28 protein-coding genes are annotated in these 23,916 nt (G+C 26.6%); 18 read left to right on the top strand and 10 right to left on the bottom strand.

The features are described 5' to 3' along the window. The 7 genes from Q3287_RS17080 to Q3287_RS17110 all read left to right on the top strand — a co-directional run. Positions 1 to 1,208, top strand: a 1,208-nt coding sequence (locus Q3287_RS17080) for a hypothetical protein (protein ID WP_407964497.1), incomplete at its 5' end; no start/stop codon positions are given. A 19-nt stretch (positions 1,209 to 1,227) separates the two neighbouring features. Next, positions 1,228 to 1,575, top strand: coding sequence for a hypothetical protein (locus tag Q3287_RS17085; RefSeq protein ID WP_407964498.1), 348 nt, complete (start codon positions 1,228 to 1,230; stop codon positions 1,573 to 1,575). A gap of 11 nt (positions 1,576 to 1,586) precedes the next feature. Beyond that, positions 1,587 to 1,757 carry a hypothetical protein gene (locus Q3287_RS17090; protein ID WP_407964499.1) on the top strand — a complete coding sequence of 57 codons (171 nt, stop codon included), beginning with the start codon at positions 1,587 to 1,589 and terminating at the stop codon, positions 1,755 to 1,757. Between the two features lie 133 nt (positions 1,758 to 1,890). Continuing rightward, positions 1,891 to 3,564, top strand: a complete 1,674-nt coding sequence (locus Q3287_RS17095; protein WP_407964500.1) for a glycine-rich protein — start codon at positions 1,891 to 1,893, stop codon at positions 3,562 to 3,564. A 165-nt stretch (positions 3,565 to 3,729) separates the two neighbouring features. Beyond that, on the top strand, positions 3,730 to 3,960 hold the full coding sequence (locus Q3287_RS17100) for a hemolysin XhlA family protein (RefSeq protein ID WP_021384792.1): 231 nt from the start codon (positions 3,730 to 3,732) through the stop codon (positions 3,958 to 3,960). A gap of 16 nt (positions 3,961 to 3,976) precedes the next feature. Continuing rightward, a complete protein-coding gene (locus Q3287_RS17105) occupies positions 3,977 to 4,234 on the top strand; it encodes a phage holin family protein (protein WP_095904947.1) in 258 nt (85 codons plus the stop codon). After that, entirely contained in the window at positions 4,234 to 4,992 is a 759-nt protein-coding gene (locus Q3287_RS17110) for an N-acetylmuramoyl-L-alanine amidase family protein (protein ID WP_407964501.1), read from the top strand. Before Q3287_RS17105 ends, Q3287_RS17110 begins: the two co-directional genes overlap by 1 nt. A 59-nt stretch (positions 4,993 to 5,051) precedes the next feature. Here the strand turns inward: Q3287_RS17110 and Q3287_RS17115 are convergent, their stop codons facing one another. Both Q3287_RS17115 and Q3287_RS17120 read right to left on the bottom strand, forming a co-directional pair. Beyond that, positions 5,052 to 5,726: an HNH endonuclease gene (locus Q3287_RS17115; RefSeq protein ID WP_407964502.1), complete on the bottom strand. Its 675-nt coding sequence runs from the start codon at positions 5,724 to 5,726 to the stop codon at positions 5,052 to 5,054. 460 nt (positions 5,727 to 6,186) lie between these two features. Continuing rightward, on the bottom strand, positions 6,187 to 6,372 hold the full coding sequence (locus Q3287_RS17120) for a hypothetical protein (RefSeq protein ID WP_407964503.1): 186 nt from the start codon (positions 6,370 to 6,372) through the stop codon (positions 6,187 to 6,189). Between the two features lie 520 nt (positions 6,373 to 6,892). Between Q3287_RS17120 and Q3287_RS17125 the strand changes: the two genes are divergently transcribed. Both Q3287_RS17125 and Q3287_RS17130 read left to right on the top strand, forming a co-directional pair. Next, on the top strand, positions 6,893 to 7,270 hold the full coding sequence (locus Q3287_RS17125; RefSeq protein ID WP_407964504.1) for a BlaI/MecI/CopY family transcriptional regulator: 378 nt from the start codon (positions 6,893 to 6,895) through the stop codon (positions 7,268 to 7,270). 103 nt (positions 7,271 to 7,373) lie between these two features. Further along, positions 7,374 to 7,760, top strand: coding sequence for a BlaI/MecI/CopY family transcriptional regulator (locus tag Q3287_RS17130; RefSeq protein ID WP_407964505.1), 387 nt, complete (start codon positions 7,374 to 7,376; stop codon positions 7,758 to 7,760). Between the two features lie 119 nt (positions 7,761 to 7,879). Here the strand turns inward: Q3287_RS17130 and Q3287_RS17135 are convergent, their stop codons facing one another. From Q3287_RS17135 to Q3287_RS17150, 4 genes are all read right to left on the bottom strand, one after another. Further along, positions 7,880 to 8,797 (bottom strand): hydantoinase/carbamoylase family amidase, encoded by a 918-nt coding sequence (locus Q3287_RS17135; protein WP_407964506.1) that lies wholly within the window; start codon positions 8,795 to 8,797, stop codon positions 7,880 to 7,882. Between the two features lie 616 nt (positions 8,798 to 9,413). After that, the gene (locus Q3287_RS17140) at positions 9,414 to 10,052 is read right to left on the bottom strand and encodes an ABC-2 transporter permease (RefSeq protein WP_054270479.1); all 639 of its coding nucleotides are present in this window, start codon (positions 10,050 to 10,052) and stop codon (positions 9,414 to 9,416) included. Further along, positions 10,052 to 10,915 (bottom strand): ABC transporter ATP-binding protein, encoded by an 864-nt coding sequence (locus tag Q3287_RS17145; RefSeq protein ID WP_407964507.1) that lies wholly within the window; start codon positions 10,913 to 10,915, stop codon positions 10,052 to 10,054. Before Q3287_RS17145 ends, Q3287_RS17140 begins: the two co-directional genes overlap by 1 nt. Beyond that, positions 10,912 to 11,286 carry a GntR family transcriptional regulator gene (locus tag Q3287_RS17150; RefSeq protein WP_021384840.1) on the bottom strand — a complete coding sequence of 125 codons (375 nt, stop codon included), beginning with the start codon at positions 11,284 to 11,286 and terminating at the stop codon, positions 10,912 to 10,914. Before Q3287_RS17150 ends, Q3287_RS17145 begins: the two co-directional genes overlap by 4 nt. A gap of 420 nt (positions 11,287 to 11,706) precedes the next feature. Here Q3287_RS17150 and Q3287_RS17155 point away from each other — a divergent pair, with 420 nt between their 5' ends. From Q3287_RS17155 to clpB, 3 genes are read left to right on the top strand one after another with little or no spacing between them, the layout of a single operon-like run. Continuing rightward, on the top strand, positions 11,707 to 12,051 hold the full coding sequence (locus tag Q3287_RS17155; protein ID WP_054270477.1) for a replication/maintenance protein RepL: 345 nt from the start codon (positions 11,707 to 11,709) through the stop codon (positions 12,049 to 12,051). A gap of 16 nt (positions 12,052 to 12,067) precedes the next feature. Then, complete coding sequence (locus Q3287_RS17160; protein ID WP_054270476.1) at positions 12,068 to 12,664, top strand: hypothetical protein; 597 nt, start codon at positions 12,068 to 12,070, stop codon at positions 12,662 to 12,664. Between the two features lie 36 nt (positions 12,665 to 12,700). Beyond that, the gene (gene clpB, locus Q3287_RS17165; protein ID WP_407964508.1) at positions 12,701 to 15,295 is read left to right on the top strand and encodes an ATP-dependent chaperone ClpB; all 2,595 of its coding nucleotides are present in this window, start codon (positions 12,701 to 12,703) and stop codon (positions 15,293 to 15,295) included. Positions 15,296 to 15,513: 218 nt separating this feature from the next. Here the strand turns inward: clpB and Q3287_RS17170 are convergent, their stop codons facing one another. Further along, positions 15,514 to 16,776, bottom strand: a complete 1,263-nt coding sequence (locus Q3287_RS17170; RefSeq protein ID WP_407964525.1) for an MFS transporter — start codon at positions 16,774 to 16,776, stop codon at positions 15,514 to 15,516. Then, entirely contained in the window at positions 16,777 to 16,938 is a 162-nt protein-coding gene (locus Q3287_RS17175) for a hypothetical protein (protein WP_407964509.1), read from the bottom strand. A gap of 141 nt (positions 16,939 to 17,079) precedes the next feature. On the opposite strand from Q3287_RS17175, the gene Q3287_RS17180 reads away from it, so the two are divergent. The 3 genes from Q3287_RS17180 to Q3287_RS17190 all read left to right on the top strand — a co-directional run bounded on the left by Q3287_RS17180 (position 17,080) and on the right by Q3287_RS17190 (position 19,103). Beyond that, positions 17,080 to 17,976 (top strand): AraC family transcriptional regulator, encoded by an 897-nt coding sequence (locus tag Q3287_RS17180; RefSeq protein ID WP_407964510.1) that lies wholly within the window; start codon positions 17,080 to 17,082, stop codon positions 17,974 to 17,976. Between the two features lie 139 nt (positions 17,977 to 18,115). After that, positions 18,116 to 18,586 carry a methylated-DNA--[protein]-cysteine S-methyltransferase gene (locus tag Q3287_RS17185; protein ID WP_407964511.1) on the top strand — a complete coding sequence of 157 codons (471 nt, stop codon included), beginning with the start codon at positions 18,116 to 18,118 and terminating at the stop codon, positions 18,584 to 18,586. A gap of 376 nt (positions 18,587 to 18,962) precedes the next feature. Continuing rightward, complete coding sequence (locus Q3287_RS17190; RefSeq protein WP_065388392.1) at positions 18,963 to 19,103, top strand: hypothetical protein; 141 nt, start codon at positions 18,963 to 18,965, stop codon at positions 19,101 to 19,103. On the opposite strand, the gene Q3287_RS17195 is transcribed toward Q3287_RS17190, so the two are convergent. Then, entirely contained in the window at positions 19,100 to 19,471 is a 372-nt protein-coding gene (locus Q3287_RS17195; protein ID WP_054270470.1) for a helix-turn-helix domain-containing protein, read from the bottom strand. The two genes, Q3287_RS17190 and Q3287_RS17195, sit on opposite strands and share 4 nt — an antisense overlap. Positions 19,472 to 19,862: 391 nt before the next feature. Between Q3287_RS17195 and Q3287_RS17200 the strand changes: the two genes are divergently transcribed. Then, positions 19,863 to 20,117 (top strand): hypothetical protein, encoded by a 255-nt coding sequence (locus Q3287_RS17200; RefSeq protein ID WP_054270469.1) that lies wholly within the window; start codon positions 19,863 to 19,865, stop codon positions 20,115 to 20,117. Positions 20,118 to 20,233: 116 nt separating this feature from the next. On the opposite strand, the gene Q3287_RS17205 is transcribed toward Q3287_RS17200, so the two are convergent. After that, positions 20,234 to 20,911, bottom strand: a complete 678-nt coding sequence (locus Q3287_RS17205; protein ID WP_407964512.1) for a VanZ family protein — start codon at positions 20,909 to 20,911, stop codon at positions 20,234 to 20,236. Between the two features lie 262 nt (positions 20,912 to 21,173). Between Q3287_RS17205 and Q3287_RS17210 the strand changes: the two genes are divergently transcribed. Both Q3287_RS17210 and ilvD read left to right on the top strand, forming a co-directional pair. Next, a complete protein-coding gene (locus Q3287_RS17210) occupies positions 21,174 to 21,473 on the top strand; it encodes a hypothetical protein (protein ID WP_054270467.1) in 300 nt (99 codons plus the stop codon). A gap of 528 nt (positions 21,474 to 22,001) precedes the next feature. Continuing rightward, complete coding sequence (gene ilvD / locus Q3287_RS17215; protein WP_407964513.1) at positions 22,002 to 23,657, top strand: dihydroxy-acid dehydratase; 1,656 nt, start codon at positions 22,002 to 22,004, stop codon at positions 23,655 to 23,657. Positions 23,658 to 23,916: the final 259 nt, after the last annotated feature.

The following is a 23,916-nucleotide window of genomic DNA, read 5'->3' on the forward strand; positions in this document are numbered from 1 at the left end:
TAACTGATACTTATAATATGTATCAATACACTACCGTTCAAGTTGTGCCAAATCCATCTATATCCATAAACAATGATTTAGGTGTAATTGGTGATGCTTGCAGTATAAAATATAATATTTATGATAGCAATCCTGATGTTAGTTTTAAAATAACTGTAAAATTAAATGATGTCGTAATAAGTGAAAAAAATAATACAGTAGATTCTAATTACACTATAGATTTAACTGATGAACATTTATCTAATTTAGTATTTAATTCTGTAAATAATATAACTATTGAGCTTGGCACTGTTGCTGGTGGTAAAATGTTAGATAAAACTGTTACATTCACAAAAGGCAACACTAAACCAAAATTGAATATATCCTCTTATAACTCGACTACTGCAATATTTACAGCAATAGACGCAGATAATAATTTAAGCAAAATAGAAGTATTTATAGATGATGTATTAAAAGAAACAATAACAACAGATTTAACAACAGAAAAAACAATAAACTATGAACTTACAGACAATGCAATACACACACTTAAAATAGTAGCTACAGACGCAGAGAATGCAACTGCTGAGAAAGTTTTGAGTATAAGTAAAGAAATTATGCCACTTCAATCTGATGCAACCTTGCAAGATATATCATCTAAGTTGGTAGAGATTGGAGAAGGTTTTAAGAATGGGAAAACAAGTATTATAAATACTTTAGCACTTAAAAATATAGATTCAAGTTTAAATAATACACTTGTTGAGTTATCAGAGAAAATAAAGACTTCTTTTGATAGTTCAGATGCTAGTGTTGAGGAGTTGCAAAATAGGATAACAGAATTGACTAATCAATTAAGTCAAAGGATTAAATATGCGACAGGTACTTATACTCCACCAGATGGTTCTCAAAATTCCTTAGTTGTTCCAACTAATTTAAATTTTGTTCCAAAAACTATTTTAATCATGAGTTTTGGTTTAAGTGATGGTTCAAATCCGGCTAAATTTCTTAGTTGTGGTATTAGTATCAATTCTGCAGGTACAAATATTAAATATAACAATGGTTCATATACTCGAATTATTGGTAGTGCTAGTATTAGAGATATTACTGCCGATAGTTTTAAGATTGAAATTGGTAAGGGTGATATGAATGCTGGCGTTGATTTTCCTTTTAAATTTAATAAATTTTCTTTTAGGTGGTATGCGTTAGATATAGAGTTTTTATATAATTAATATAATATGAGGTGATAGAATGAATAGAGGAAATAGAATAATTTACGACCAAACAGGTAAGGTATGGATACAAACAGGTGAAGCAGCAGGAGATATATTAGAGCATGATACAATAACAGAATTAAATTATATCGATATTGAATTTGGAAGTATAGACTATGGTAAACAGTATATAGAGTCTATAAATCCAATCACAAAAGAGCCTGTTTTAAAAAATATAGAAGTCATTTTAACAGATGAACAAAAGAGATTAAAAGCATTAGAAGAAGAACTAAGTATGTTAAAAGAAGAAAATAAAAATAGAGATAGTGAGATAGTAAACACAGCATTTGAAGTAGTAAATATGAAATTAAATAATAATATCTAGGAGGAATTAATATGTATAACTTATTAAAATTAATGATAGAACAAAAGAACTATAGTACCAAAGAGGATTTACAACATAAAATGGATGTATTCTATGCAGTAAACAGAATTACAGAAGAACAATATTTAGAATTAACAGGTTTATTAAATAAAGAAGAAACACAAGTAGAACCAACACTATAGAAGGTTCTTTTTTTATTCCTAAAAATATATAAATTCATTTACATTTTGCCCACACTTCATCTACACTTTTCAGATTTTTATGGCTTTGAAATTAGGTACAATAAAACCATAAATTAAGAAAGAGGTGGATTGAATGACAACAGTTTATGAATTTAATTGTACAGGAAGTGAACAAAGTGTTACATTAAAACCTGGTAAATATAAATTTGAATGTTGGGGTGCAAGAGGTGGTACAAGAGGTACTCCTTATGAAAGTGGATTTTATTATGGTTATGGTGGTTATTGTAGTGGTGAAATAACGTTAAAAAAAGAAACTACTTTATATCTTTATGTTGGTTTAGATGGTAGAAAAGATTATAGATTTAATGGTGGTGGTAGTGGTAGTAGTGCTTCTGGTGGTGGAGCTACTGATATAAGACTTATTGGTGGTGAATGGGATAATGAACAAGGTTTGTTATCTAGGATAATTGTTGCAGGTGGTGGTGGTGGAACTATAGATACTTATAGAGGTGGCGATGGTGGTGGTTTAAAAGGTATGCCTGGTAGAGGTTGGAATGGTATTCCTTCTCATGGTGGAACACAATTTGAAGGTGGTAAAGGCATTACTGATGATGGTAAAAGTGATGGCTTTTTTGGCAATGGTGCTACTTATAAAAATCCTTCAATTTATTCAGGTGGTGGTGGTGGCTGGTTTGGTGGTTCTGCTACTAGTGGTTCTGGTTCTGGAAGTGGTGGTGGAAGTGGTTATGTTTTAACTAAAGATAGTTATAAACCACCTAGTTATATTCCAACATCTGAATATTATTTTGATAATGTAGTTATGACAACTGGTGGAAATACTACTGTTGTAGGTGATTACTCAGATGGTCGTGCTAAAATAACATTACTTCAAGCATTGCCATTTTTAACTGTATCCTCTTATAACTCTACACAAGCAACTTTCAAAGCAGACCACACAGATCCTACACTATTAACTAAAATAGAATATTTTATAGATGATGTATTAAAAGAAACTATCACAACAGATTTAACAACAGAGAAAATAATTAACTATACATTAGAAGATAATGCCTTGCATACATTAAAAATAGTCGTTACAGATAGTGCTAATGCAACCGCTGAAAAAGTTGTAAGTATAAGTAAGAATATAATGCCATTAGGGGATGATGCTAGTCTACAAGATATAGCAACAAAAGTTAGTGAAATGAAAGATGGTTTAATAAATGGTAAGAATTCTATCATAAATGTATTGGCATTAAAAAATATCGAATCAAGTTTAAATAATTCTTTAGTGGAATTGTCAGAAAAGGTAAAGGAATCTTTTGATAGTTCAGATACTAGTGTACAGGAGTTACAAAATCAACTAACAGAAAAAAATAATACTATAAGTCAGTTAAACACAGAATTAGGACAAAGAAAAAGATGGGCTACAGGTACTTATACTTTTACTCAAAATGATGTTGATAATTTTTATTCAGAGTATTATTATCTTGGTGGTAAAAGTAAATCTCTTGTTATTCCTACTAATTTAGGTTTTACTCCTAGTCTTATTGTTATTAATTATCTTGCTCTTTATGGAGGTGGTTATACACAAAAATTTTATGCAGTTAATAATTTGAATACTAAAACTTCACTTGGTCGAGTTGATAGAAGTAGTGATTATTACATGTCTGCTTTTCTTTATTTAAAAGATGTTAGCAGTAGCAGTTTCACACTTTATACTTATCGTGCAGATAATTTTGATGAAAGTAAAACGATATACTATTGTAAAGTTGGTGATACTTTTACATGGTATGCTTATGAATAAAATAAGGTAATCAATATGTATAGGTAAAATAGAACTATAGAATTAAGTTTCAATAAATAAAAAAGTAAGAAGAATGTTATAACGCTTAAAAGTTAATACTAGAAAATTTTTTATAAGGCTTAGATAACCTCTAAGTCTTATTTTAATACAAATAAGGAGGTTTTCATGAATGAAGAACTTTTCAAAGACAATTTGAAACGACATGAGGTAACAATAAATAAACATAATGATGAAATAGATGAATTAAAAGTAGCGAATATAGAGTCTAAAGCAGAGTTAAAGGCACTATGTGAGAACTTGAACTCACTTACAAGTATGCTAAAGTGGTTGATTGGGACAATGATTACAACACTTGTAGGATTCTTTATATTTGCCATACAGAGAGGAATATTTTAAATTAGGAGGATAAGATATGGATAATTTAATAAGTTTCATACCTGAGCAGTTGCTAATTTTAGTTGCTGCTCTTTATGTTATAGGAGCAGGTTGTAAGAAATATAAACAATTAGATAACAAGTATATTCCAGTAGTGTTATTAGCACTTGGGATAGGTTTCTCAGTATGGATGTTAGGATTAAATGCTGATGCAGTCTTACAAGGTGTAATTTGCTGGGGTATATCAATAGGTATAAATCAAACTTACAAACAACTAAAGGAGGAAAATAAATAATGGTAGATATAATAAAGATGTTAACAAAGAAAAAGTGTTATCCAAACAAGAATAGCCCTAGGTTTATAGTAATTCATGAGACAGATAACGAGAGCAAGGGAGCAGATGCTAAAAGGCATGCACAAGCACTCAATAATGGTAATCTAGAAGCAAGTGTACACTATTATGTTGATGATAAAGTGATATATCAAACACTAGACCATAAAGATGGAGCATGGGCGGTTGGTAAAAGTTATGGAACTGCATTAGTTGCAGGAGTTACAAACTATAATAGTATAAACATAGAAATATGTGTAAATCGTGATGGAAATTATACAAAAGCAAGACAAAATGCAATAGACTTAACTAAAAAGTTAATGAAAGATTTAAATATTAGTGCAGATAAAGTGATTAGGCATTATGATGCTAAGAGAAAATATTGTCCTCGTAAGATGCTTGATAATCCAAAATTGTGGGTAGATTTTAAAGATAAGATAAAAAATGTTGGGGGAGCGAATAGCACGATAAAATATACAATAGTCTATGATGGAGAGGTTGACAGAATACCAGCAGAAATTATTGGCTGGAATTATAAGAAAGAAGAATGTAGAGTATGTGATATAAAAGACTATGTACCAGGTCAGACACAAAATCTGTATATCGTAGGTGGAGGAGCATGTAATAAGATAAGTTCTATAACTAAAGAAAGATATACTATGATAAAGGGAAATGATAGATTTGATACACTTTATAAAGCATTAGATTTTATTAATAGATAGACTTAAAAAGGACTATCTTTTTATTTTAAGAAAGCCCTTTTTGTATTTAAAAATGGTTTTTATTTATACTCATATAATTTGTTGAGTAATTCATCTAGAGAAACTCTTAAACTATATGTTTCTTTTTGTAACTCTTGCAAATTCTCTGATGGATGGTTGTTAAATATTAAAGTTTTAGAAGGTGTACTATGAAAATATTTAGGAGTTAAATATGAATTTAATTTGTAGATATTTGCTAAAATATTAAACTTTATGTTTTCCAGATTAATATTATCCATCCTATTTGTTATTTTTCCCCATTTACACAGTATATCATCTAGATATGACTTTAAATTCAAATCAAATGGCTCAGCTGAAAAGTCTATATATATTATATATTCCACAATATGAGCTATATCATTTTTAAATTCATTTAACTTTATACAATCTTCAACACTTAGAAAAGATAATCCTATAGGCATATTTTTAATTTTTTCATAGAACTTATCTCTGCGGCTCTTTAATTCTTCAATGGAATAGTTTTTTCCTTTTGGGTGCTTTGGATTGTATGAACCAACATCTGCATGGCAATCAAAACATAAAGGGATACAATTTTCAATTGTATCTTCTCCATTTTTTGATTTCGGTATAATATGATGTAATTCAATATTAGTTTTACAGTATTTTTCACATAGGCAACAATGTCTTTTGCAAGAAGCAAGTGCGTTAACTTGTACATTTTTTGGAAATGCCATTTTATTCCTCCTATTTTTTTATTGTTTATATTATTCTACACTATATTAACAAAAACATATAGTAAATACACAACTAAATTAGCTATAAAAGAAATATATTATGAAAAGAACTGTGTTTGGAGAATAAAGTTTCTACTTCTACTATAGTTTTATGTTTAAAAAGAAATACATGAAACTATAAAATAATATGTAACAATAAAGCAAACTAAAATTATCATACTAAAACATAAGACATGTTATAATTGTATTAGATATATACATTAACATACACCAAAGCACTCTTTTATAGGAGTGCTTATTTTTTTGAAATACATTAATGTATAAACATCAATAACCTTACTCAACATATCTTAGAAACGATTTAAATAGGTCTTTTTCATAGAGTAAATTATATGATATAATAAAAAAATAGAAGTGTATTTGCAGTACACTTCTATATCTGTAACTAAGCATTCTCATGTCAGGGAATGATTTTTTCATTTCTCCAAACAACATTGTTTTTTTCATCAATAATTATCAAATCAATCTTATTATCTTTCAATATTTCTGTTGCAGTACAAATAAGATTATCTAAGTCGAAACTTCGAGTTATTTCTAGTTGCTTGTTATTTACAAGTCTTTTTAGTATGTAAGTCTTAAAACACATTGATATCACCCCTTATATTTATAAAGTAGATAAAACTAAAAAAAGATTCTTCAGGAAACAAAATCTATATAACTGTGTATCTATAAAATTATAATAACCATATAAACTATAATTATAAGTAGTCAATATATGTGTATATCCATACAATTTATTTTTAAATATAGATATTATTGCCCACCTAAAAAACTTTCACAAAACCAAAAGAGTATATGTTTTTGATAACTTACCAATATAACTTATAACTCATTTTACAAGTCTTATTTAATAAATATTTATACCACTAAATTCCTTTAGTTTTACCAATTCAGCATTATTCTACAATTAAAACAATACAATACAACTAGTTATTATTCAACATATGTGTTTGAAAATTGAATAAATTTGTAGATATGAATAATATTTTTTATATATAAAAATAAACTAAAATAGTAGAATATATGGTAAATTTTACCTGTAGTTTTTGTGTTAAAAAGCTCCTATTATTAGTTTAAGTTAGACTAAATGAGGAAGTGACATTAAGATGGAAGAAGAAATATTAATAGAAAAATTATTAAGAGCAGAACTAATAGTAATGGAGTATTTATGGGAAAAAGATTCTAAAATGCCTAAAAAAGAAATTGTAAAAGATATAAAACAGATGTATGGATGGCATAAAAGCACAATAAAAACACTATTAAAAAGACTGCTTGACAAAGGTTATTTGGCTAGGGATATTATAAGGTTTCAATCTCATTATAAAATAATAATAGATAATGAAGAATATTATGCTTTTAAGAAAAAGGTACTAAAATCTAGTAAGAGTAGAAAAATAATGCGTTCTCTTACTACTACACATAAAAATGTAAGTAAAGAAAAGTTAGACTCATTAGAAGAGTATTACAGAAACCTAAAAGAATAATATGGTAAAAATTGGATGGATATATTTGGCTAAATTCTCTTGTTTGATAAGCTTTATTGATGTAGAATTTACATATACATAAATCGGCAAAGGGGTGTAAACTATGAAGATTAGTAAATTACCAGAAGCAGAATTAAAAGTTATGAGATATATTTGGGAAGCTAACAAAGTATTAACTTCTAGGGAATTAGTTGACGCAATGGAAGAAAAATATGATTGGAAAGATACAACTACATTTACAGTATTAAAAAGATTGCAAAGAAGGGAGTTTTTAGAAACAGAGAAAATAGATAAACGTACTCACTATAATGTACTAGTAAAAGAAAAACAATATCAGAGATTTGAAACAAGAGAATTTATAAAAAATATACATAAAAATTCAATTTCAAGTTTGATTTCAGCATTACATAAGGATGATGAGAAGGTAGATGAAAAAAAGTTAGAGGAACTAGAAGAGTATTTTAAGAATTTGGAAGAAGATGAGAAATAAAGAAGTATAAAGAAAAAATAGGTGGCAAATTGTTTTTGCCACCTATTTGCCACCGAACTAGTTTGATAAAATAAAATACAAGTAAAGAAGCATAAAGAAAATAAAATAAAGAAATCATTTTAGACATATTGTAAATAGACATGTTCGTAAAAAATATAAATAGATATAAATAAACATAAAGAAAATATGAGAATTTCAAGGGTAAATTCAACCCTTTCAGGTACTACATTTGATGAAGATGGATAGAAATTCATCTTTCCAACAGTAGCAACTAAATTAGTAGTCATTCTAGCTATATTTTCAATGGCTAACACACATTCACAAGCACAACATCCAGCATCAAATCTCATATCCATTGGTAGTGTACCAGCATGTCCAGATTTACCATTTACTGATATCTTAAAACTTTTAAATCCTGTAATACTTGATACAATTCCAGCAGGAAGAGATTCATTTTCTAAGACAGGTCCTTGTTCAATATGAAATTCTAAATACGCATCTATATCTTTTCTAGGATGTAAATTTATTAAGTTTTTAGTATTAAATCCAAACTTTGTTACAGCTTCTTCAAGTGTAATTCCATTTTCATCAACAGATTTAAGAAGATTCTCTTTAAAAGTGCCAGCAAAAACTTTACTTCCCATTAAAGATGTTTCAAATCTAGTTCCTTCCTCTTCAGCGAAGGCAACTAGCTTAATGTTGAAAGGATAAGATTTATTCTTGTTTTTTGACTCTTCAAGTCCAATTAAAGGGACTATTATTCCTAGCATACCATCAAATATACCTCCACATTTTACACTATCTTGATGAGATGCAACTACTAATGTAGGGGCATTTGGAATATTAGATTTATATGTACCTATGACATTTCCAATATCATCAATTTCAATATCAAGATTCAAATCTTTCATCCATGAACTTATTAAATCAATAGATTTTTTATGTTCATCAGTTAATATAAGTCTTGTAAGACCATTTGTTGTTGAACTTATTTTTCCTAATGTTTGCAGATAATTCATACATCTTTGACCTAGCATGTGTACCTCCTAAATATGTATTTTTTTATTTTCAAGATTAGTAAGGTTATATTCTAATAATCCTTGAAAAATAACATCCTCATCTTGCTTTTCTACTTTTTCTGTAATTTCTAATTCCGTGTTTGAATTGTCTCCTTATACAATCTTTTATTTATTTTCATTTTTTATCTAGAACAATTGAAATACTCTAGTTTAACATTATTCTAATAGTCATTTATGCTGATGTCAAATTAAGAAAATTTATTTTTAACTTTATATTATCAAGATTAAAATTTTTAAAAATAAAATAGAGCTTTAATTCTATTAATAATGATTAATAAATTTAGTAATTTTGGGCATTAAGTATTAAAATAATTTAATTTACTGTGTATAAGAATTATTTTTAAACAGAGTCTTGTTTTTAGATTCAAGAATGTAATTAATAATTAAATTTATATGAACATCATGTTGAATGAATATACTGATAAAAGAGTAAAGTATTATTAAAGATAAATATTCAAAATATAATGCCGAGTAGACATAAGACATAAAAATAAAATACTATCAAAACAAAATTGATAGTATTTTTAATAAAATCTTACTTAAACAGTTTAAATAAAAACCCATATAAAATATTTTATATTTCTTTTTTGCTATAAATTTTTGATGATATAAAATATGAAATTACAAATAGCAATATAGCAATAAATGGAAGAGAATATAATAGTGTATTAAATATAATTTCTAGTGAAAGAGGTGAACTAATAGTTTCTAGAATATTTTTAGAAACTAATAAAAGTAATGTTGGAACTAAAAAACATAAAATCATTAATACACGAGCTTTTTCTGTACCAAATTTATAAACAAGTGGTAAGATAAGACTACCAAAACATATTGAAATAGATAAGACTAATGCATTAATAAGTAGAGTTTCACTTAATATAAAATTATGTTTAAAATAACCAATAATGATACTAAGTATAAGTGAAACCAATACACCTACAAAGCTAAATATTAACATAGTCAGATATTTACTTAGTACAATATCATTACGCTTAATAGGCATTGTAAGTACATAACTATCCCATTTATTTAAATCATCATATGAGAATGTTGAAACAATCATTGTTGTACATAGGACTACAATAATACCCACAAGATTATTAGCATCTCCTCCTCCAAAAGAAGATATAAGCCCAAACATAATTACAAATAAAAGTAGAAATTTTATATTGCCTTTTAAATTAATTAAATCTTTTAAAATTAAGCCTTTCATTATTTATCACCTCTCACATAAAATAACATAATTTCTTCTATAGACGTATTATCAACTACAAAGTTTGGATGTTTTGCTATAAATCTATATTTATCATTAAGAAGTACTTCATATCCAAATTGGCTTTTACGATAATATGAGTAATCTTCTTTTGAAATATCATCAAAATCAGTAGGTTTGCATTTTAAAATTCCCATATTATTAATTAATTCATCCTTATTTTCACTAAAGACTATTTTACCTTTATGTATAAATGTAATATAGTCTGCTATTTTATCTAAATCACTTGTAATATGTGAAGATAAAATAATAGAGTGTTCTTCATCTTGTATAAAATCTAAAAATATATCCAATATTTCTTCACGAACAATAGGGTCAAGTGAACTAGTTGCTTCATCTAGAATTAATAATTTTGGATTATGTGATAAAGCTACAGCAATACTAAGTTTCATTTTGTTACCCTTTGAAAACTCCTTAATTAGCTTATTCTCTGGAACTCTCAACTTTTTTAAATAGTCTTTGAATAATGCATGATTCCAATTTTTATAGATTTTACTCATAATTTTTGATACATTATCTAGATTTAAATTTTCATGAAAATTACTTCCTTCAAATACAACACCAATTTGTTCCTTAATTTCTTTTTCATTTTTTTTGTTATCAAGACCAAATATTTCTATATTTCCACTATCATAAGAAATTAAATTTAAAATTGCTTTTAATGTAGTAGTTTTTCCTGCACCATTTTCACCTACAAATCCCATTATGCTTCCTTTTGGTACTGAAAAAGATACATTTTGTAGACTAAAATCTTTATAAGTTTTATTTAAGTTTTTTATAGTTATTGCATCCATAATTATCATTCTCCCTTATATAATAAAAGTAAAATATCTTTTAGTTCGTCATATGTAATACCACTACTTTTAGCTGTATCAACTGCTTTTTGTAGATACTCTTCAATTAAACGAAATTGCTCTTCTTTCACAAAATCCATGTTTTTACTAGATACAAAGCTACCTTTACCAGTAACTGTCTCAATAAATCCATCACGTTCTAAATCACTATATGCTCGTTTTGTAGTAATCACGCTTATTCTAAGTTCCTTTGCCAATAGTCTCATACTTGGAAGAGCTGACCCTTCTGGTAATTCTCCACTTATAATCATACTTTTAATTTGTGTAGTAATTTGTTCATATATTGGCTTTCCACTTGAATTACTAATAACTATATTCAACAAAACACCTCCTTAAAGTGTATATATAGTATATACACATTATATAAATATATATATAATATGTCAACTGTTTTTAGAAAAAAAGGAATTTGAAATATATATATTTGAAAAAAGTATTTTATAAGATACTAGTTTTTTTGATGTATTAAAATTTTAAAAAAAATTTATAAATATTGTTCTAAAATGTTACCAATAAATTGGAAATGCTAATTTAAAAACGTAATAAAGTTTAGCTTATAGATAAACAAAAGTTTAGTCTAGAGCTAAACTTTTTGCATTCTTACTTTTGACATACATATTTTTTTGTAATATATTTATATTATCAATTAGAGGTAAGGAGAGTGATAAGAGATATTTAATTTAGATAAGACATTAAAAAAAGACCTAAATCAGGAATATACAGAGAGTAAAGATTTAGTTATGAATAAAAGTAAATATATGAATATTTGCTTTAAAAATTATATTAAAGTAGTAGAAGGAATGTATACTAAAAGAGATTTAATTCCATTAAAATTAATAAACTCTATGGATAAAAATAATAAGATTAGAAAAACACTACATGAATTATCTTGTGAACTTGAATATCCAAAAACTTCTTTATCTTCATTGTTTACAGAATTGAAAAAAATGGATTTTTTACAGAGAGTGAAAAATGGGGAGTATATGATAAATCCACATATAGCTTATAAAGGTAGTAGAGCTGATAAAGAAAGTTTATTAGCAGAATATAATGAGATAAAAAGACCTAGTAAGGTTAGTAAATAAGGAAGAAGGTTTTTATATGAGTTTAAAACTTGATAGAAATGTTCTACAGTGGTTTGATTATGTATTTGAGAATGAAAAAACTAGTTTAAGACACTACAATTTTGATTGTACACTAAAAGAGATTAGTCGTGCTAGTTTAAATAGAGTAGCTTTTATATTAGAAAAAAATAATTCTAGGTACTGGAAGCTTTATTTTGAAATACCAGCCGAAGTCACTTTAAAACTTAAACAAAACATTCATCCTTTATTTAGGGAGTATATATATGAACAAATATCACTGTATAACGATAATCAAATTTACAATTTTGTAAATTCAAACATATTAAAAGTGTTTAACAATATTGCTATTTATCAATATAATATTTTAGAAAATCTATATACTATTGATTTTAGAAAGAGTTTTATAGATAAATGTCAATATTTATTAATTGGTGAAAAAAGACTTATAGATGAAGATTTATACTTAAGGGCAAAATCAAAAGAAGTATTTGATTTTTTTAATTCAGATGAAACTTTTAATCTAACATTAAGTTTTGACATGCAAAAAAATGAGAATTTACTCGATAGTCTTTTGGAGCTTAGGAAATCAATAATCATAAATGAGAGAATTTAATTTATTTGGATATAATATTAAAATGGAGGGATTTATATGGACGTAGAAAAAATGACTTTAAGAGTTCAAAAAAGTTTAAATGAGGCTTATAATGAAGCAGTAAAAAATCACAACCAACAAGTAGATGTAATTCATCTTTTCTCAGCACTTATTAACCAAGAAGATGGATTAATACCAAATATAATCGAAAAAATGAATATATCAATTGATTCTTTGAGAAATACTGTAAATTCTGAACTGGATAAGCTTCCAAAAGTATATGGAGAAGGCGCTGACTCACAAGGAGTATCAGCTACTAGAAAAATAAATGAAGTACTTATAAAGGCAGAGAGTATTTCTAAAGAATTTAAAGATTCATATATAAGTGTAGAGCATGTCATGCTTGCAATGATGGAAACAGAATCAAAATCAATTGTTGGTAAAATATTAAAACAGTATAATATAAATAAAAATGACTTTTTAAATGTTTTATCACAAGTTAGAGGGAGCCAAAGAGTAGAAACACAAGACCCAGAAGGGACATATGATGCACTTGCTAGATATGGAACAAACTTAGTGGATTTAGCTAAGAAAAATAAATTAGACCCTGTAATTGGAAGAGATGAAGAAATAAGAAGAATTATAAGAATTTTATCAAGAAGAACTAAAAATAATCCTGTATTAATTGGTGAGCCAGGTGTAGGTAAGACTGCAATTGTTGAAGGATTAGCAGAGAGAATAGTAAGAGGTGATGTACCAGAAGGATTAAAAGACAAAATTGTATTTTCCCTTGATATGGGAGCATTAATTGCTGGTGCAAAGTATAGAGGTGAATTTGAAGAAAGATTAAAGGCAGTTTTAAAAGAAGTTCAAAGTTCTGATGGAAAGATTATATTATTTATAGATGAAATTCATACTATAGTTGGAGCTGGTAAAACAGAAGGTTCAATGGATGCAGGTAATCTTATTAAGCCTATGCTTGCAAGAGGTGAATTAAATTGTATTGGTGCAACTACTTTTGATGAATATAGAAAATATATAGAAAAAGATAAGGCACTTGAAAGACGTTTTCAGCCTGTAATTGCAGAAGAACCTACTGTTGAAGATACAATATCTATACTTAGAGGTTTAAAAGAAAGATTTGAGATACACCATGGAGTAAGAATACATGATAATGCTATTGTAGCAGCAGCAAAACTTTCTCATAGATATATACAAGATAGATTTTTACCAGACAAAGCAATTGATTTAATTGATGAAGCAGGAGCTATGATTCGTAGTGAAATAGATTCGTTACCAACAGAATTGGATGTTGTAAGAAGAAAGTTATTTATGCTAGAAACTGAAAGAGAAGCATTACTTAAAGAAAATGATGATAAGAGTAAATCAAGATTGGATGATATTCAAAAGGAAATAGCGGAATTAAAATCTAAAAATGATGAAATGACTGCTAAATACGAAAAAGAAAAGAGTCAAATATTAGATATTAAAAACTTAAAATCTCAATTGGATGAAGCTAAAGGTAAAGCTGAAAAATATGAGAGAGAATATGATTTCAATAAAGCAGCAGAGGTTAAGTATGGTGAAATACCTAAATTAGAAGAACAAATAAAGAACTATGAAGAAAGTATGAAAGATGGTTCTGAAAATTCACTTTTAAAGGAAGAAGTTACTGAAGAAGAAATATCTAGTATTGTATCAAAATGGACAGGTATACCAGTAACTAAACTAGTTGAAGGTGAAAGAGAAAAATTACTTAAACTAGAAGAAGAGCTTCACAAAAGGGTTATAGGGCAAGATGAAGCAGTTACAGCGGTTTCAAATGCAGTAATACGTGCAAGAGCTGGTCTAAAAGATGAAAGAAAGCCAATTGGTTCATTTATTTTCTTAGGACCTACAGGTGTTGGTAAAACTGAGCTTGCAAAAACTCTTGCTAGAAATTTATTTGATAGTGAAGATAATATAATTAGAATTGATATGTCTGAATACATGGAAAAACATGCTGTATCGAGATTAGTTGGACCTCCTCCAGGATATGTAGGATATGAGGAAGGAGGACAACTTACAGAAGCAGTTAGACGTGCTCCTTATTCTGTAATACTATTTGATGAGATAGAAAAAGCACATGAGGATGTATTTAACATGTTCTTACAAATATTGGATGATGGTAGACTTACTGATAATAAGGGTAAAACTGTGGACTTCAAAAATACTCTTATAATAATGACTTCTAATATAGGAAGCAATCATCTATTAGAAGCAGGAGGAAATATAACAGAGACTACTAACAGCTTAGTAATGAATGAAATGAAACACAGATTTAAACCTGAGTTTTTAAATAGAGTAGATGACATTATAATGTTCAAGCCTCTAGACCAAGAAAATATCAAGAAAATTATAGATATATTTATGACAGATTTAAAAAATAGATTAAAAGAAAAAGATATTACTATTGAGGTTACAGATTCAGCTAAAGATGTTATGGTGAGAGAGGGTTATGACCCTGTATATGGAGCAAGACCTCTTAAGAGGTATATAGGAAATACATTAGAAACTGTAATTGCAAAGAAACTTATTGCTGGAGAAGTATATGATGGATGTACTATAGTTATAGATGGAAAAGATGAAAATATTGAAGTTTTAGTTAAATAATTAAAAAAGAAGCAGGGTATAATTATGTTAAGGATTTTACCCTGTTTCTTTTTGATTTATAAACTATAATAAAATATATGTTTTGTCAAACTGATAAAAATACTTTTAAATCAATATATTAAAACTAATCTGATTTAAAGTCAGTATTTTAATAAGTTCTCTATGATATATTCATAGTTATAAGATACTTATAACTTTAAGATAATTGTAAAAAACTATTATTCATTTTTATTATACTTAAATAAATAAAAGCCAATTAATACTGCCCCTATTAGGCAAAGAAGTGTAATAATAATATAAACATTTCTCATTCCAAATACAAATATTTTATCATTATCAATTATATAGTCATTAACCCTATACCCAGCCTTAATACTCATAAAATTATATAAAAGTGTTGTAGAAATGGTAATACCTATAACTTGACCTAAATTTCTTACAAGAGAATTTATACTTCCGACAACTCCCAACTTACCTTTGGGACAATTTGACATTATCAAAGCATTATTGGCAGGTTGAAACACAGATTGTCCTATTGATATTATTGATACAGAAATCACAAATAAAATAAGGATAGAACTCTCTTTTAATCTTGACATTAAGAAAAATCCAAAGCTCATAACAATAAGACCAATTGAAATAATTTTTTCTGACTTAATTTTATCTGATATATTCCCAAATATCGGTGAAAAAATGGCTAAAATCAAAGGGGATAATATCATAAATAAACCTGCTTGAATTGGGGAAAGTTTCATAGTATTTTGTAAATAAAATGGAATTAAAATACTAGATGATGCAATACAAATGAATGATGTAAGAGCACAAACTAAATTCAATGAAAATTTTAAGTTTCTAAAAATTTCAAGGTCAAGAAGTGGTTGAGGATGATTTTTTTCTAATATCAAAAATAATATAATAAAAATAATTGATAGTAATAGTGTAATTAATATATATGGGTTTAGTAATCCCGTTTGTTGAGCAATAATTAGAGCACTAAAAAATAATGTTGTTCCTGAGAATTGAAGTATAGCACCAATCTTATCCATTTTTTCTGAAGTTATTTTACTGTCTGGGAGAAATTTTGTATTTAAAAATATTACAATAATACCTATTGGAATGTTTATAAAGAATATAAAGTTCCAATTAAACATTGATAAAATAAATCCTCCTATAGATGGTCCAACCATATTGCCAATAGCAACAGCAGTAACTAAAATTCCTAGAGCTTTACCTCTACTTTCTTTTGGAAATAACTCTGTAATGATTCCATGATTGTTTGCCATGTAAGCAGAAGCACCTATTCCTTGAATAAAACGGCAAATTATAAGTAAAGTTAAAGAATTACTTAATCCACACAATAATGAAGCTGTTGTAAAAAGAATAGTGCCTGCTTGAAATATTCTAGGTTTACCAATGATATCTCCAAGTCTTCCGAAAAATAATAGTGTTGAACAAATAATAATTGAATAACTTGCTATTATTCATTCAATGGATGATAGAGAGACATTTAATTCACTTGCAAGAACAGGAAGTGCTACATTTATAATACTAGAATCTAATATTGCCATAAAAGTCATTGCAATAACTACAAATAAAACTGTTATACTTTTTTTATTTTCACTTTCTTTAAAAAATTTTGTCATTTTTATTACCTCCTTATTATAATGACTAGTATTATTTTAATGTTTACAATAATAATTACATTTTATATAATATCGATATGAAATAATGAATACAACAACGATATTGCTTATAATTAGCACTATTTTGATAAGAGGTAAATAATGAATGATAAAAACAAATATTTTGACAGAAAAAGTCAAGAAAGTTTCATAGATATTTTTTTAAAAGAGGATATTAAAAAGGGAGAAAATTTTAAAAGACATTGGCATGAGCATCTACAAATATATTATTTTGTTGATGGTATAGCATACTTAGAATGTGGCTTGAGTAATTTTAAAGTAGTATCTGGAAATATTGCAATAGCAAATAGTAATGAATTACATTATTTAGAAAGTCTATCAGATAATCTAAAATTTTATACTATTCGTATTGAACCTAGTTTTCTTTTTAGTAATCAAGTTGATTTGTTACAAACTAAGTACTTAGCACCAATAACTCTAAATCGTATTGTATTTAAGAATTTAATTCAAAACGATTCTTTTATTTTAAAATATATTAAAGATATACTTGATGAATATGACAATAAAGAAATTGGATATGAGTTATCTATAAAAGCTAATATTTATCAATTTATAGTATTTTTGTTAAGAAATCATGTTGACAAAATCTTTTCTGAAGAAGAATTTAAAGAAAGAAAATATTCTTTAGAAAAATTTGAAGGAGTATTTAATTTGATAGAAGAAAAATACATGGATAAAATTACATTAAAAGAACTTGCTGGCAATATGAATTTGAGCAAACACCATTTTTGTAGAACATTCAAACAAATAACTGGTAAGACTACAACTGATTATATAAATGGAGTAAGACTTAATAAGGCTATATATTATTTAAAACAAACAGATTTAAATATGACAGAAATTGCTATGAGATGTGGTTTTGATAGTATAAATTATTTTAGTCGTTTATTTAAAAAGAATTATGATATATCTCCAACTAAATATAGACATGAACATAGAGATGATTGCAGTATTCTCTTAAAAAATAATAACGAATAACTCATAAATATACTTTATAGAAAGTATAGTATTTTAAGTTTTTGAGTTTTTATAAAGATTGATAAAATATATGATATAAAAGAGTAAAATTATTAATAAAATTAAAGTTGTAAACGAATATGAAAGGATATTGTACCTAATGAAAAATATTTTTTATTATGAAACTAAAATTGGTAAAATAGGAATAGCAGAAAAAAATAGTTGTGTTACAAATCTGTTTTTTGACACATCTAGCTTAGATTCTGAAGAATATTTAGTCAAAGAAACCAAAATTATAAGAGAAGCAAATAAACAACTAAAAGAATATTTAGATGGAAATAGAAAAGAGTTTGATTTACCTTTAGAGTTGTCTGGAAGTGAGTTTATGAGAAAAGTTTGGAGTGAACTTTGTAAAATTCCATATGGAGAAACAATGACTTATATAGAACTAGCAAACATAATTAATAATCCTAAAGCATACAGAGCAGTAGGGATGGCAAATAGCAAAAATCCTATTTCTATCTTTATACCTTGTCATAGACTAGTAGGTTCTAATGGAAGTTTGAGAGGTTATCTAGGAGGAATAAAGGTAAAGGAATATTTGTTGAAACTTGAAAAAGATAATAAATAATATATGCAAAGTAAAAGTTTAAAAACAATGATTATTAGAGAAAAGTTAAATTCTATCTAAAAAACTACAATAAGTTAAATGAATATAAAAATTTTATATATTTATAAAAAGTTTTATAATAAAAATTATCTTAAAAAATATATAAAAATGTAAAAAATATACAAGATTCTACAATAATAGATTTTTTTGTTATTATTACGAGTTTTTTATTGCATCTGTAGAATAAAAGTATTATTATATAGTTAAGATAATTATCTAGAAAAATTTTGGATGATTGTAACATATTTTATAAAATATAAATACATAAACTTTATTAAAAAATTGTTGGAATTTCTGACTAACATTAAGAACGTAAGTTTGCTGGGGGATGGTGTATGTGGAAAAATCAAATACTACTGTTACAAGAAAAGAAAAAATTGAAGATACAGGAATGAAATTAGATTATTTATTGAGTGAAGATATTACTTTTTATGAATTATTACTTGAGGTTTTGAATAAAGAAAAAGAAGAGAATTAATTCTCTTCTTTGAGAAATCTTTTTAGATAAGCATTATCAATCATTTTTTCTATAGCTTCTCTATCTTCTTTTTCAAGGGAATATATTTTTTCTAATAGTTTTTTTGTTTTTTCACTGACTGATAAGTTTTCTATGATTAATTTATCTTCTTTACTCATCTTTGTACTTTCATTTACACCCAGTAAATAATCAGTGGATGTTTTCAGTTCTTTTGCCAATCTTACTATAATTTCACTTTTAGGTTCTCGTAAATTATTTTCATAACGTGATAAACTCGCCTCAGTTATACCGACTTTAGTAGCAAGTTCTTTTTGATTTATATCCAATTCTTTTCGTAAATTTGCTATTCTATCTCCTAAACTTTCCATATGTACATCACTCCTTACCGAAATTATAAGTTATTTTTATAAAAAGTAAAATAAAATTACCAAAAATATAAAAAAAAAAGATTAAAATAATAAAATATATTGAAAATTACCATTTGTATATGTATAATATGAATTATACAAATGGTAATTGATAAAGAGGTGATATTCTGAAAATAGAACATAAATAAGTAATAAATATATACTATCTAGATACATTTTATTTAAATATAAATAAATATTTTAACAATGAAATTACCAAATGTATAAAACGATGCTATAGTATAAATAGTTTGATGTCTCAATAAATTTAAATGTTTAAATAAGCTAGAAATAAATTATATGATATTGCTTCTTATAAATTAAAATAAGTTGAGTAGATGGAGGAATTAATGTGATAATAATTAGAAGTCAAGATAAAACTGATTTAATGCAAGTTAATCAAATTAAAATAAATGATAGTCGAATTTATGTAGTATTTGAAAACCTTAATACTAAAAAAATAGGAACTTATGAAAGCAATGCAAGAGCTATACAAGTGTTGGATAATATACAAAGTTTTATTGAGAATGGAACAAAATATGATTATATAACATCTAACAAAGTTAGATATAATATTAATAAAATATTTCAGATGCCAATTAAATAGTGAATGTGTATTTTATGTTTAAGAATGGAGGCCTTCTTTCCTTATATAGAATATAGAAAAGAAGGCTTTACATCTTTATGAATATTGAAATATCTTTGTTTTTTTATTTAGATTATTCAATAGTATATTAAGGACCAATTAAATAACAAGAATTCTCCTAAAACAGTCAATATTAAATATATGATAGCTTCATTTTTATAAAGAGGAGTAGTTTTTTTATTTATTTCATCATCGATTGTAATAGCAATTTCATCTTGAATGATATTTTTACATATCGGTGCTAAAATAGTATTTTTCTTCATCAAATTAAATAACTTATTTACACATATCCATATTAAATATCCTAAAATAGCTCCTAATGTATTCATCATTAAATCGTCAATATCTGTAGTTCTAAGATTAAATAATTGACAAAATTCAATTGATAATGAGAAACCTAATCCAGTTATTGACACATTAATAATATTTCTAAATTCCTTCCAAATTAAAGGAAGTAAAAATCCTAAAGGCATAAACATAATTATATTTAAAATATATGTTAAAGCGCCAACTGAGCTAAATGGTATTAGATTTATTTCATTAAATCTAATAATTTCTCTATGCCTTCCTATATCCCAGATGCTACCAATACCAGCTTTACTAAGTGCTAAGTAAATATATAGTAAAAAAATATATACCCATACTAAATGTATTACTACATTCTTTTCACATTTTAAGTTTTTTCTTTTGATAACAATTATTTGATATATCAAGCATGGTAGTATAGCGCAAAGAAATGAATAAAGTATCCACATAATTGTATTTTATCTCCTTTCAAAATTTATGTTTTAGCTATATAACTACTATATTTATATTAAGCTTTAAGTTTTAAAAATCTTTTAATAAAATCTTACAAATTTATTAATTTATAAAAATATCTTATTAATCTTAATAAAGCATAGAAAACCAAAGTTCCTATACTTATATATGGATGTTTAAAAAATTTTATCATATGCATAAATATTATAAATATATGGAAATAATAATAGTATATTTTGGTAAAATAGGAGGGATTCTATGAAATGGATTAAATGGTATAGTATTACATGTATATGTATTTTTATATTTGTAGCTTTTTGGATGCTAATATTTCCTAGTGAAGTAAAATCGATTGACACTTCATCTGCATATAATTTTGTTGAAAAAAAGGTTCCAAAAAGTGCAGTATATCAAGGATATAAGCAGAACCCAATCAATGGTACTACTACAATTTATTATAATTATAATGATTCAACACATATAGTTAAATTGTCACATCCAGAAGATTATTCAAGAGAGATTAATTGGAATAAAGTTTCAAATATTAGATTTGATTAATAAAAAAGTATCTAAAAAATACAAATACTAAAGAGTTTAAATATGCAAAACAAAAAGATTTTTTAGAGTGCATATATTTAATATACTTAAAGTAATTCAGTCAATCAAAATGATTGGCTGTTTTCTTTATGTGATAAAAGAAGTATAAATCTAATTGGATAACATGATTGTCAGTTTCTTATACTAGAAAAATAAAAATTGTCATCAAAACACATAAAAGCGAAAGTATATATATTCATAGCTTGTAAACAATTGAATTTACTAGATTCTAATAAAACAGAAAATACTGATATTTATCTATTAAGATTATTTATTCTGTCTCATAGAATAAATAATATTACTCTATGATTTTCAAAATTTATTAAAAGTATAATTATATAATCCAATTGTGTAATATATTTATAGTAAATTGTAATAATTTTGCATTAGTAGATACTAATATTTTTTAGATTTTTCGTAATTAATTAACAGAAAAATGTATTATAATAATATTATGAAAATTTAAAAAAGTGGGAAAGAGGTAATATTATGAGAAGTGATATAAAAAAAGGAATAGAAGGAGCTCCAAAGAGAGCATTAATGTATGGAATGGGTCTTACTATAGAAGAAATTGAAAGACCTTTAATAGGTATAGTAAATGCACAAAATGAGGTAATTCCTGGTCATCTCCACCTTGATGAAATAGCAGAAGCAGCAAAAAATGGTGTTAGAATGAGTGGTGGGTTACCATTAGAATTTCCAGCCATAGGAGTATGTGATGGTATAGCCATGGGACATGTTGGAATGAATTATTCACTTGCTTCAAGAGAATTAATAGCAGATTCAATAGAAGCTATGGCTATGGCGCATGGTTTTGATGCTTTAGTACTTATACCTAATTGTGATAAGATAGTTCCAGGAATGTTAATGGCTGCTGCAAGACTTAATATACCAAGCGTTGTTGTGAGTGGAGGTCCTATGCTTTCAGGCAGAAAAAATGGAAAAGTGTACGATTTTAACTCTACGATGGAAGGTGTTGGAGCATGTAAAGATGGAGCAATGAGTGAAGAAGAATTAGAAGAATTAGCTATGAACTCTTGTCCTGGATGTGGTTCATGTTCTGGGCTTTTTACAGCAAATAGCATGAATTGTTTAACAGAAGCATTAGGTATGGGTATTCCATATAATGGTACTGCCGCATCACATTCTGGAGAAAGAAAAAGAATAGCAAAATATGCAGGTATGTATGTTATGGAACTACTTAAAAATGATATAAAACCTAGAGATATTTTAACAGTAGATGCATTTAAAAATGCAATAACTGTGGATATGGCAATGGCTGGTTCTACAAATACAGTACTTCACTTACCTGCAATAGCTTATGAAGCAGGAATAGAACTTAACTTAGACTTTTTTGATGAAATAAGTGAGAAAACTCCTTGTCTAACAAAATTGAGTCCAAGTGGGAAACATCATATTGAAGATTTACATATGGCAGGAGGAATTCCAGCTATAATGAATGAACTTTCTAAGATAGAAGGAATAAACTTAAATTGTAAAACTGTGACAGGTAAGACTATAGGAGAAAATATAAGAAATTGTAAAATAGAAAATGAGGAAGTAATACATACATTAAAAAACCCATATAGTGAACAAGGTGGACTTGCAATCTTGAGAGGAAATCTTGCTACAAACGGAGCTGTTGTAAAAAAATCAGCAGTTGCAGAGGAAATGTTAGTTCATGAAGGGCCAGCAAGAGTTTTTAATTCAGAAGAAGAAGCTGTAAGTGCTATATTTAATAAAAAAATAAATAAAGGCGATGTTATAGTTATAAGATATGAAGGACCAAAAGGAGGTCCAGGAATGAAAGAAATGTTATCTCCTACTTCAGCAGTTGCAGGAATGGGACTTGATAAACATGTTGCACTTCTTACTGATGGTCGTTTTTCAGGAGCAACTAGAGGAGCATCCATAGGTCATATTTCTCCAGAAGCTATGGAAGGAGGTTTAATTGGAATAGTTGAGGAAGGTGATATAATTTCTATCAATATACCAGAAAAAAAATTAGAGTTAAAAGTAAATGAAAGAGAAATAGAAAATAGAAGATTAAAATTTATACCTTTAGAGCCTAAAATAAAACATGGGTACTTAAGTAGATATGCTAAACTGGTAACATCAGCAAATACAGGGGCAGTGTTGAAGTAGTAGATTATGTATAAGAGAGTTAAGTAAAAATATAAAAAGGATATCTAAATGTTCCAGTACTAATAAGATATCCTTTTTATCTGATATATAAAAGATTTAAATCATTATAAATATATTGAATTTCTTACGCTTTAGAATATAAGTATAAGTAAATTTTTACTTTTAATATAATTGTCTAAATATTATTTTATATACAATAAAATATGACTCCTAAAAATAAAAAATACATCATAAATATAAATAAGTAGATATAAGTTGT

The sequence above is a fragment of the Clostridioides sp. GD02404 genome (assembly GCF_045898275.1).
GTDB classification, from domain to species: domain Bacteria; phylum Bacillota; class Clostridia; order Peptostreptococcales; family Peptostreptococcaceae; genus Clostridioides; species Clostridioides difficile_A.

Excerpts from the sequence above, each read along its gene's own strand:
- Q3287_RS17205 (WP_407964512.1), bottom strand. The coding sequence starts at position 20,911 with ATGTGGATACTTTATTCATTTCTTTGCGCTATACTACCATGCTTGATA.
- Q3287_RS17185 (WP_407964511.1), top strand. The coding sequence starts at position 18,116 with ATGAAAAATATTTTTTATTATGAAACTAAAATTGGTAAAATAGGAATA.
- clpB (WP_407964508.1), top strand. The coding sequence starts at position 12,701 with ATGGACGTAGAAAAAATGACTTTAAGAGTTCAAAAAAGTTTAAATGAG.
- Q3287_RS17105 (WP_095904947.1), top strand. The coding sequence starts at position 3,977 with ATGGATAATTTAATAAGTTTCATACCTGAGCAGTTGCTAATTTTAGTT.
- Q3287_RS17095 (WP_407964500.1), top strand. The coding sequence starts at position 1,891 with ATGACAACAGTTTATGAATTTAATTGTACAGGAAGTGAACAAAGTGTT.
- Q3287_RS17160 (WP_054270476.1), top strand. The coding sequence starts at position 12,068 with ATGAGTTTAAAACTTGATAGAAATGTTCTACAGTGGTTTGATTATGTA.
- Q3287_RS17085 (WP_407964498.1), top strand. The coding sequence starts at position 1,228 with ATGAATAGAGGAAATAGAATAATTTACGACCAAACAGGTAAGGTATGG.
- Q3287_RS17145 (WP_407964507.1), bottom strand. The coding sequence starts at position 10,915 with ATGATAATTATGGATGCAATAACTATAAAAAACTTAAATAAAACTTAT.
- Q3287_RS17195 (WP_054270470.1), bottom strand. The coding sequence starts at position 19,471 with ATGGAAAGTTTAGGAGATAGAATAGCAAATTTACGAAAAGAATTGGAT.
- Q3287_RS17175 (WP_407964509.1), bottom strand. The coding sequence starts at position 16,938 with ATGACAAAATTTTTTAAAGAAAGTGAAAATAAAAAAAGTATAACAGTT.
- Q3287_RS17155 (WP_054270477.1), top strand. The coding sequence starts at position 11,707 with ATGAATAAAAGTAAATATATGAATATTTGCTTTAAAAATTATATTAAA.
- Q3287_RS17125 (WP_407964504.1), top strand. The coding sequence starts at position 6,893 with ATGGAAGAAGAAATATTAATAGAAAAATTATTAAGAGCAGAACTAATA.
- Q3287_RS17130 (WP_407964505.1), top strand. The coding sequence starts at position 7,374 with ATGAAGATTAGTAAATTACCAGAAGCAGAATTAAAAGTTATGAGATAT.
- Q3287_RS17210 (WP_054270467.1), top strand. The coding sequence starts at position 21,174 with ATGAAATGGATTAAATGGTATAGTATTACATGTATATGTATTTTTATA.
- Q3287_RS17115 (WP_407964502.1), bottom strand. The coding sequence starts at position 5,726 with ATGGCATTTCCAAAAAATGTACAAGTTAACGCACTTGCTTCTTGCAAA.
- Q3287_RS17180 (WP_407964510.1), top strand. The coding sequence starts at position 17,080 with ATGAATGATAAAAACAAATATTTTGACAGAAAAAGTCAAGAAAGTTTC.
- Q3287_RS17135 (WP_407964506.1), bottom strand. The coding sequence starts at position 8,797 with ATGCTAGGTCAAAGATGTATGAATTATCTGCAAACATTAGGAAAAATA.
- Q3287_RS17140 (WP_054270479.1), bottom strand. The coding sequence starts at position 10,052 with ATGAAAGGCTTAATTTTAAAAGATTTAATTAATTTAAAAGGCAATATA.
- Q3287_RS17100 (WP_021384792.1), top strand. The coding sequence starts at position 3,730 with ATGAATGAAGAACTTTTCAAAGACAATTTGAAACGACATGAGGTAACA.
- Q3287_RS17090 (WP_407964499.1), top strand. The coding sequence starts at position 1,587 with ATGTATAACTTATTAAAATTAATGATAGAACAAAAGAACTATAGTACC.
- ilvD (WP_407964513.1), top strand. The coding sequence starts at position 22,002 with ATGAGAAGTGATATAAAAAAAGGAATAGAAGGAGCTCCAAAGAGAGCA.
- Q3287_RS17110 (WP_407964501.1), top strand. The coding sequence starts at position 4,234 with ATGGTAGATATAATAAAGATGTTAACAAAGAAAAAGTGTTATCCAAAC.
- Q3287_RS17120 (WP_407964503.1), bottom strand. The coding sequence starts at position 6,372 with ATGTGTTTTAAGACTTACATACTAAAAAGACTTGTAAATAACAAGCAA.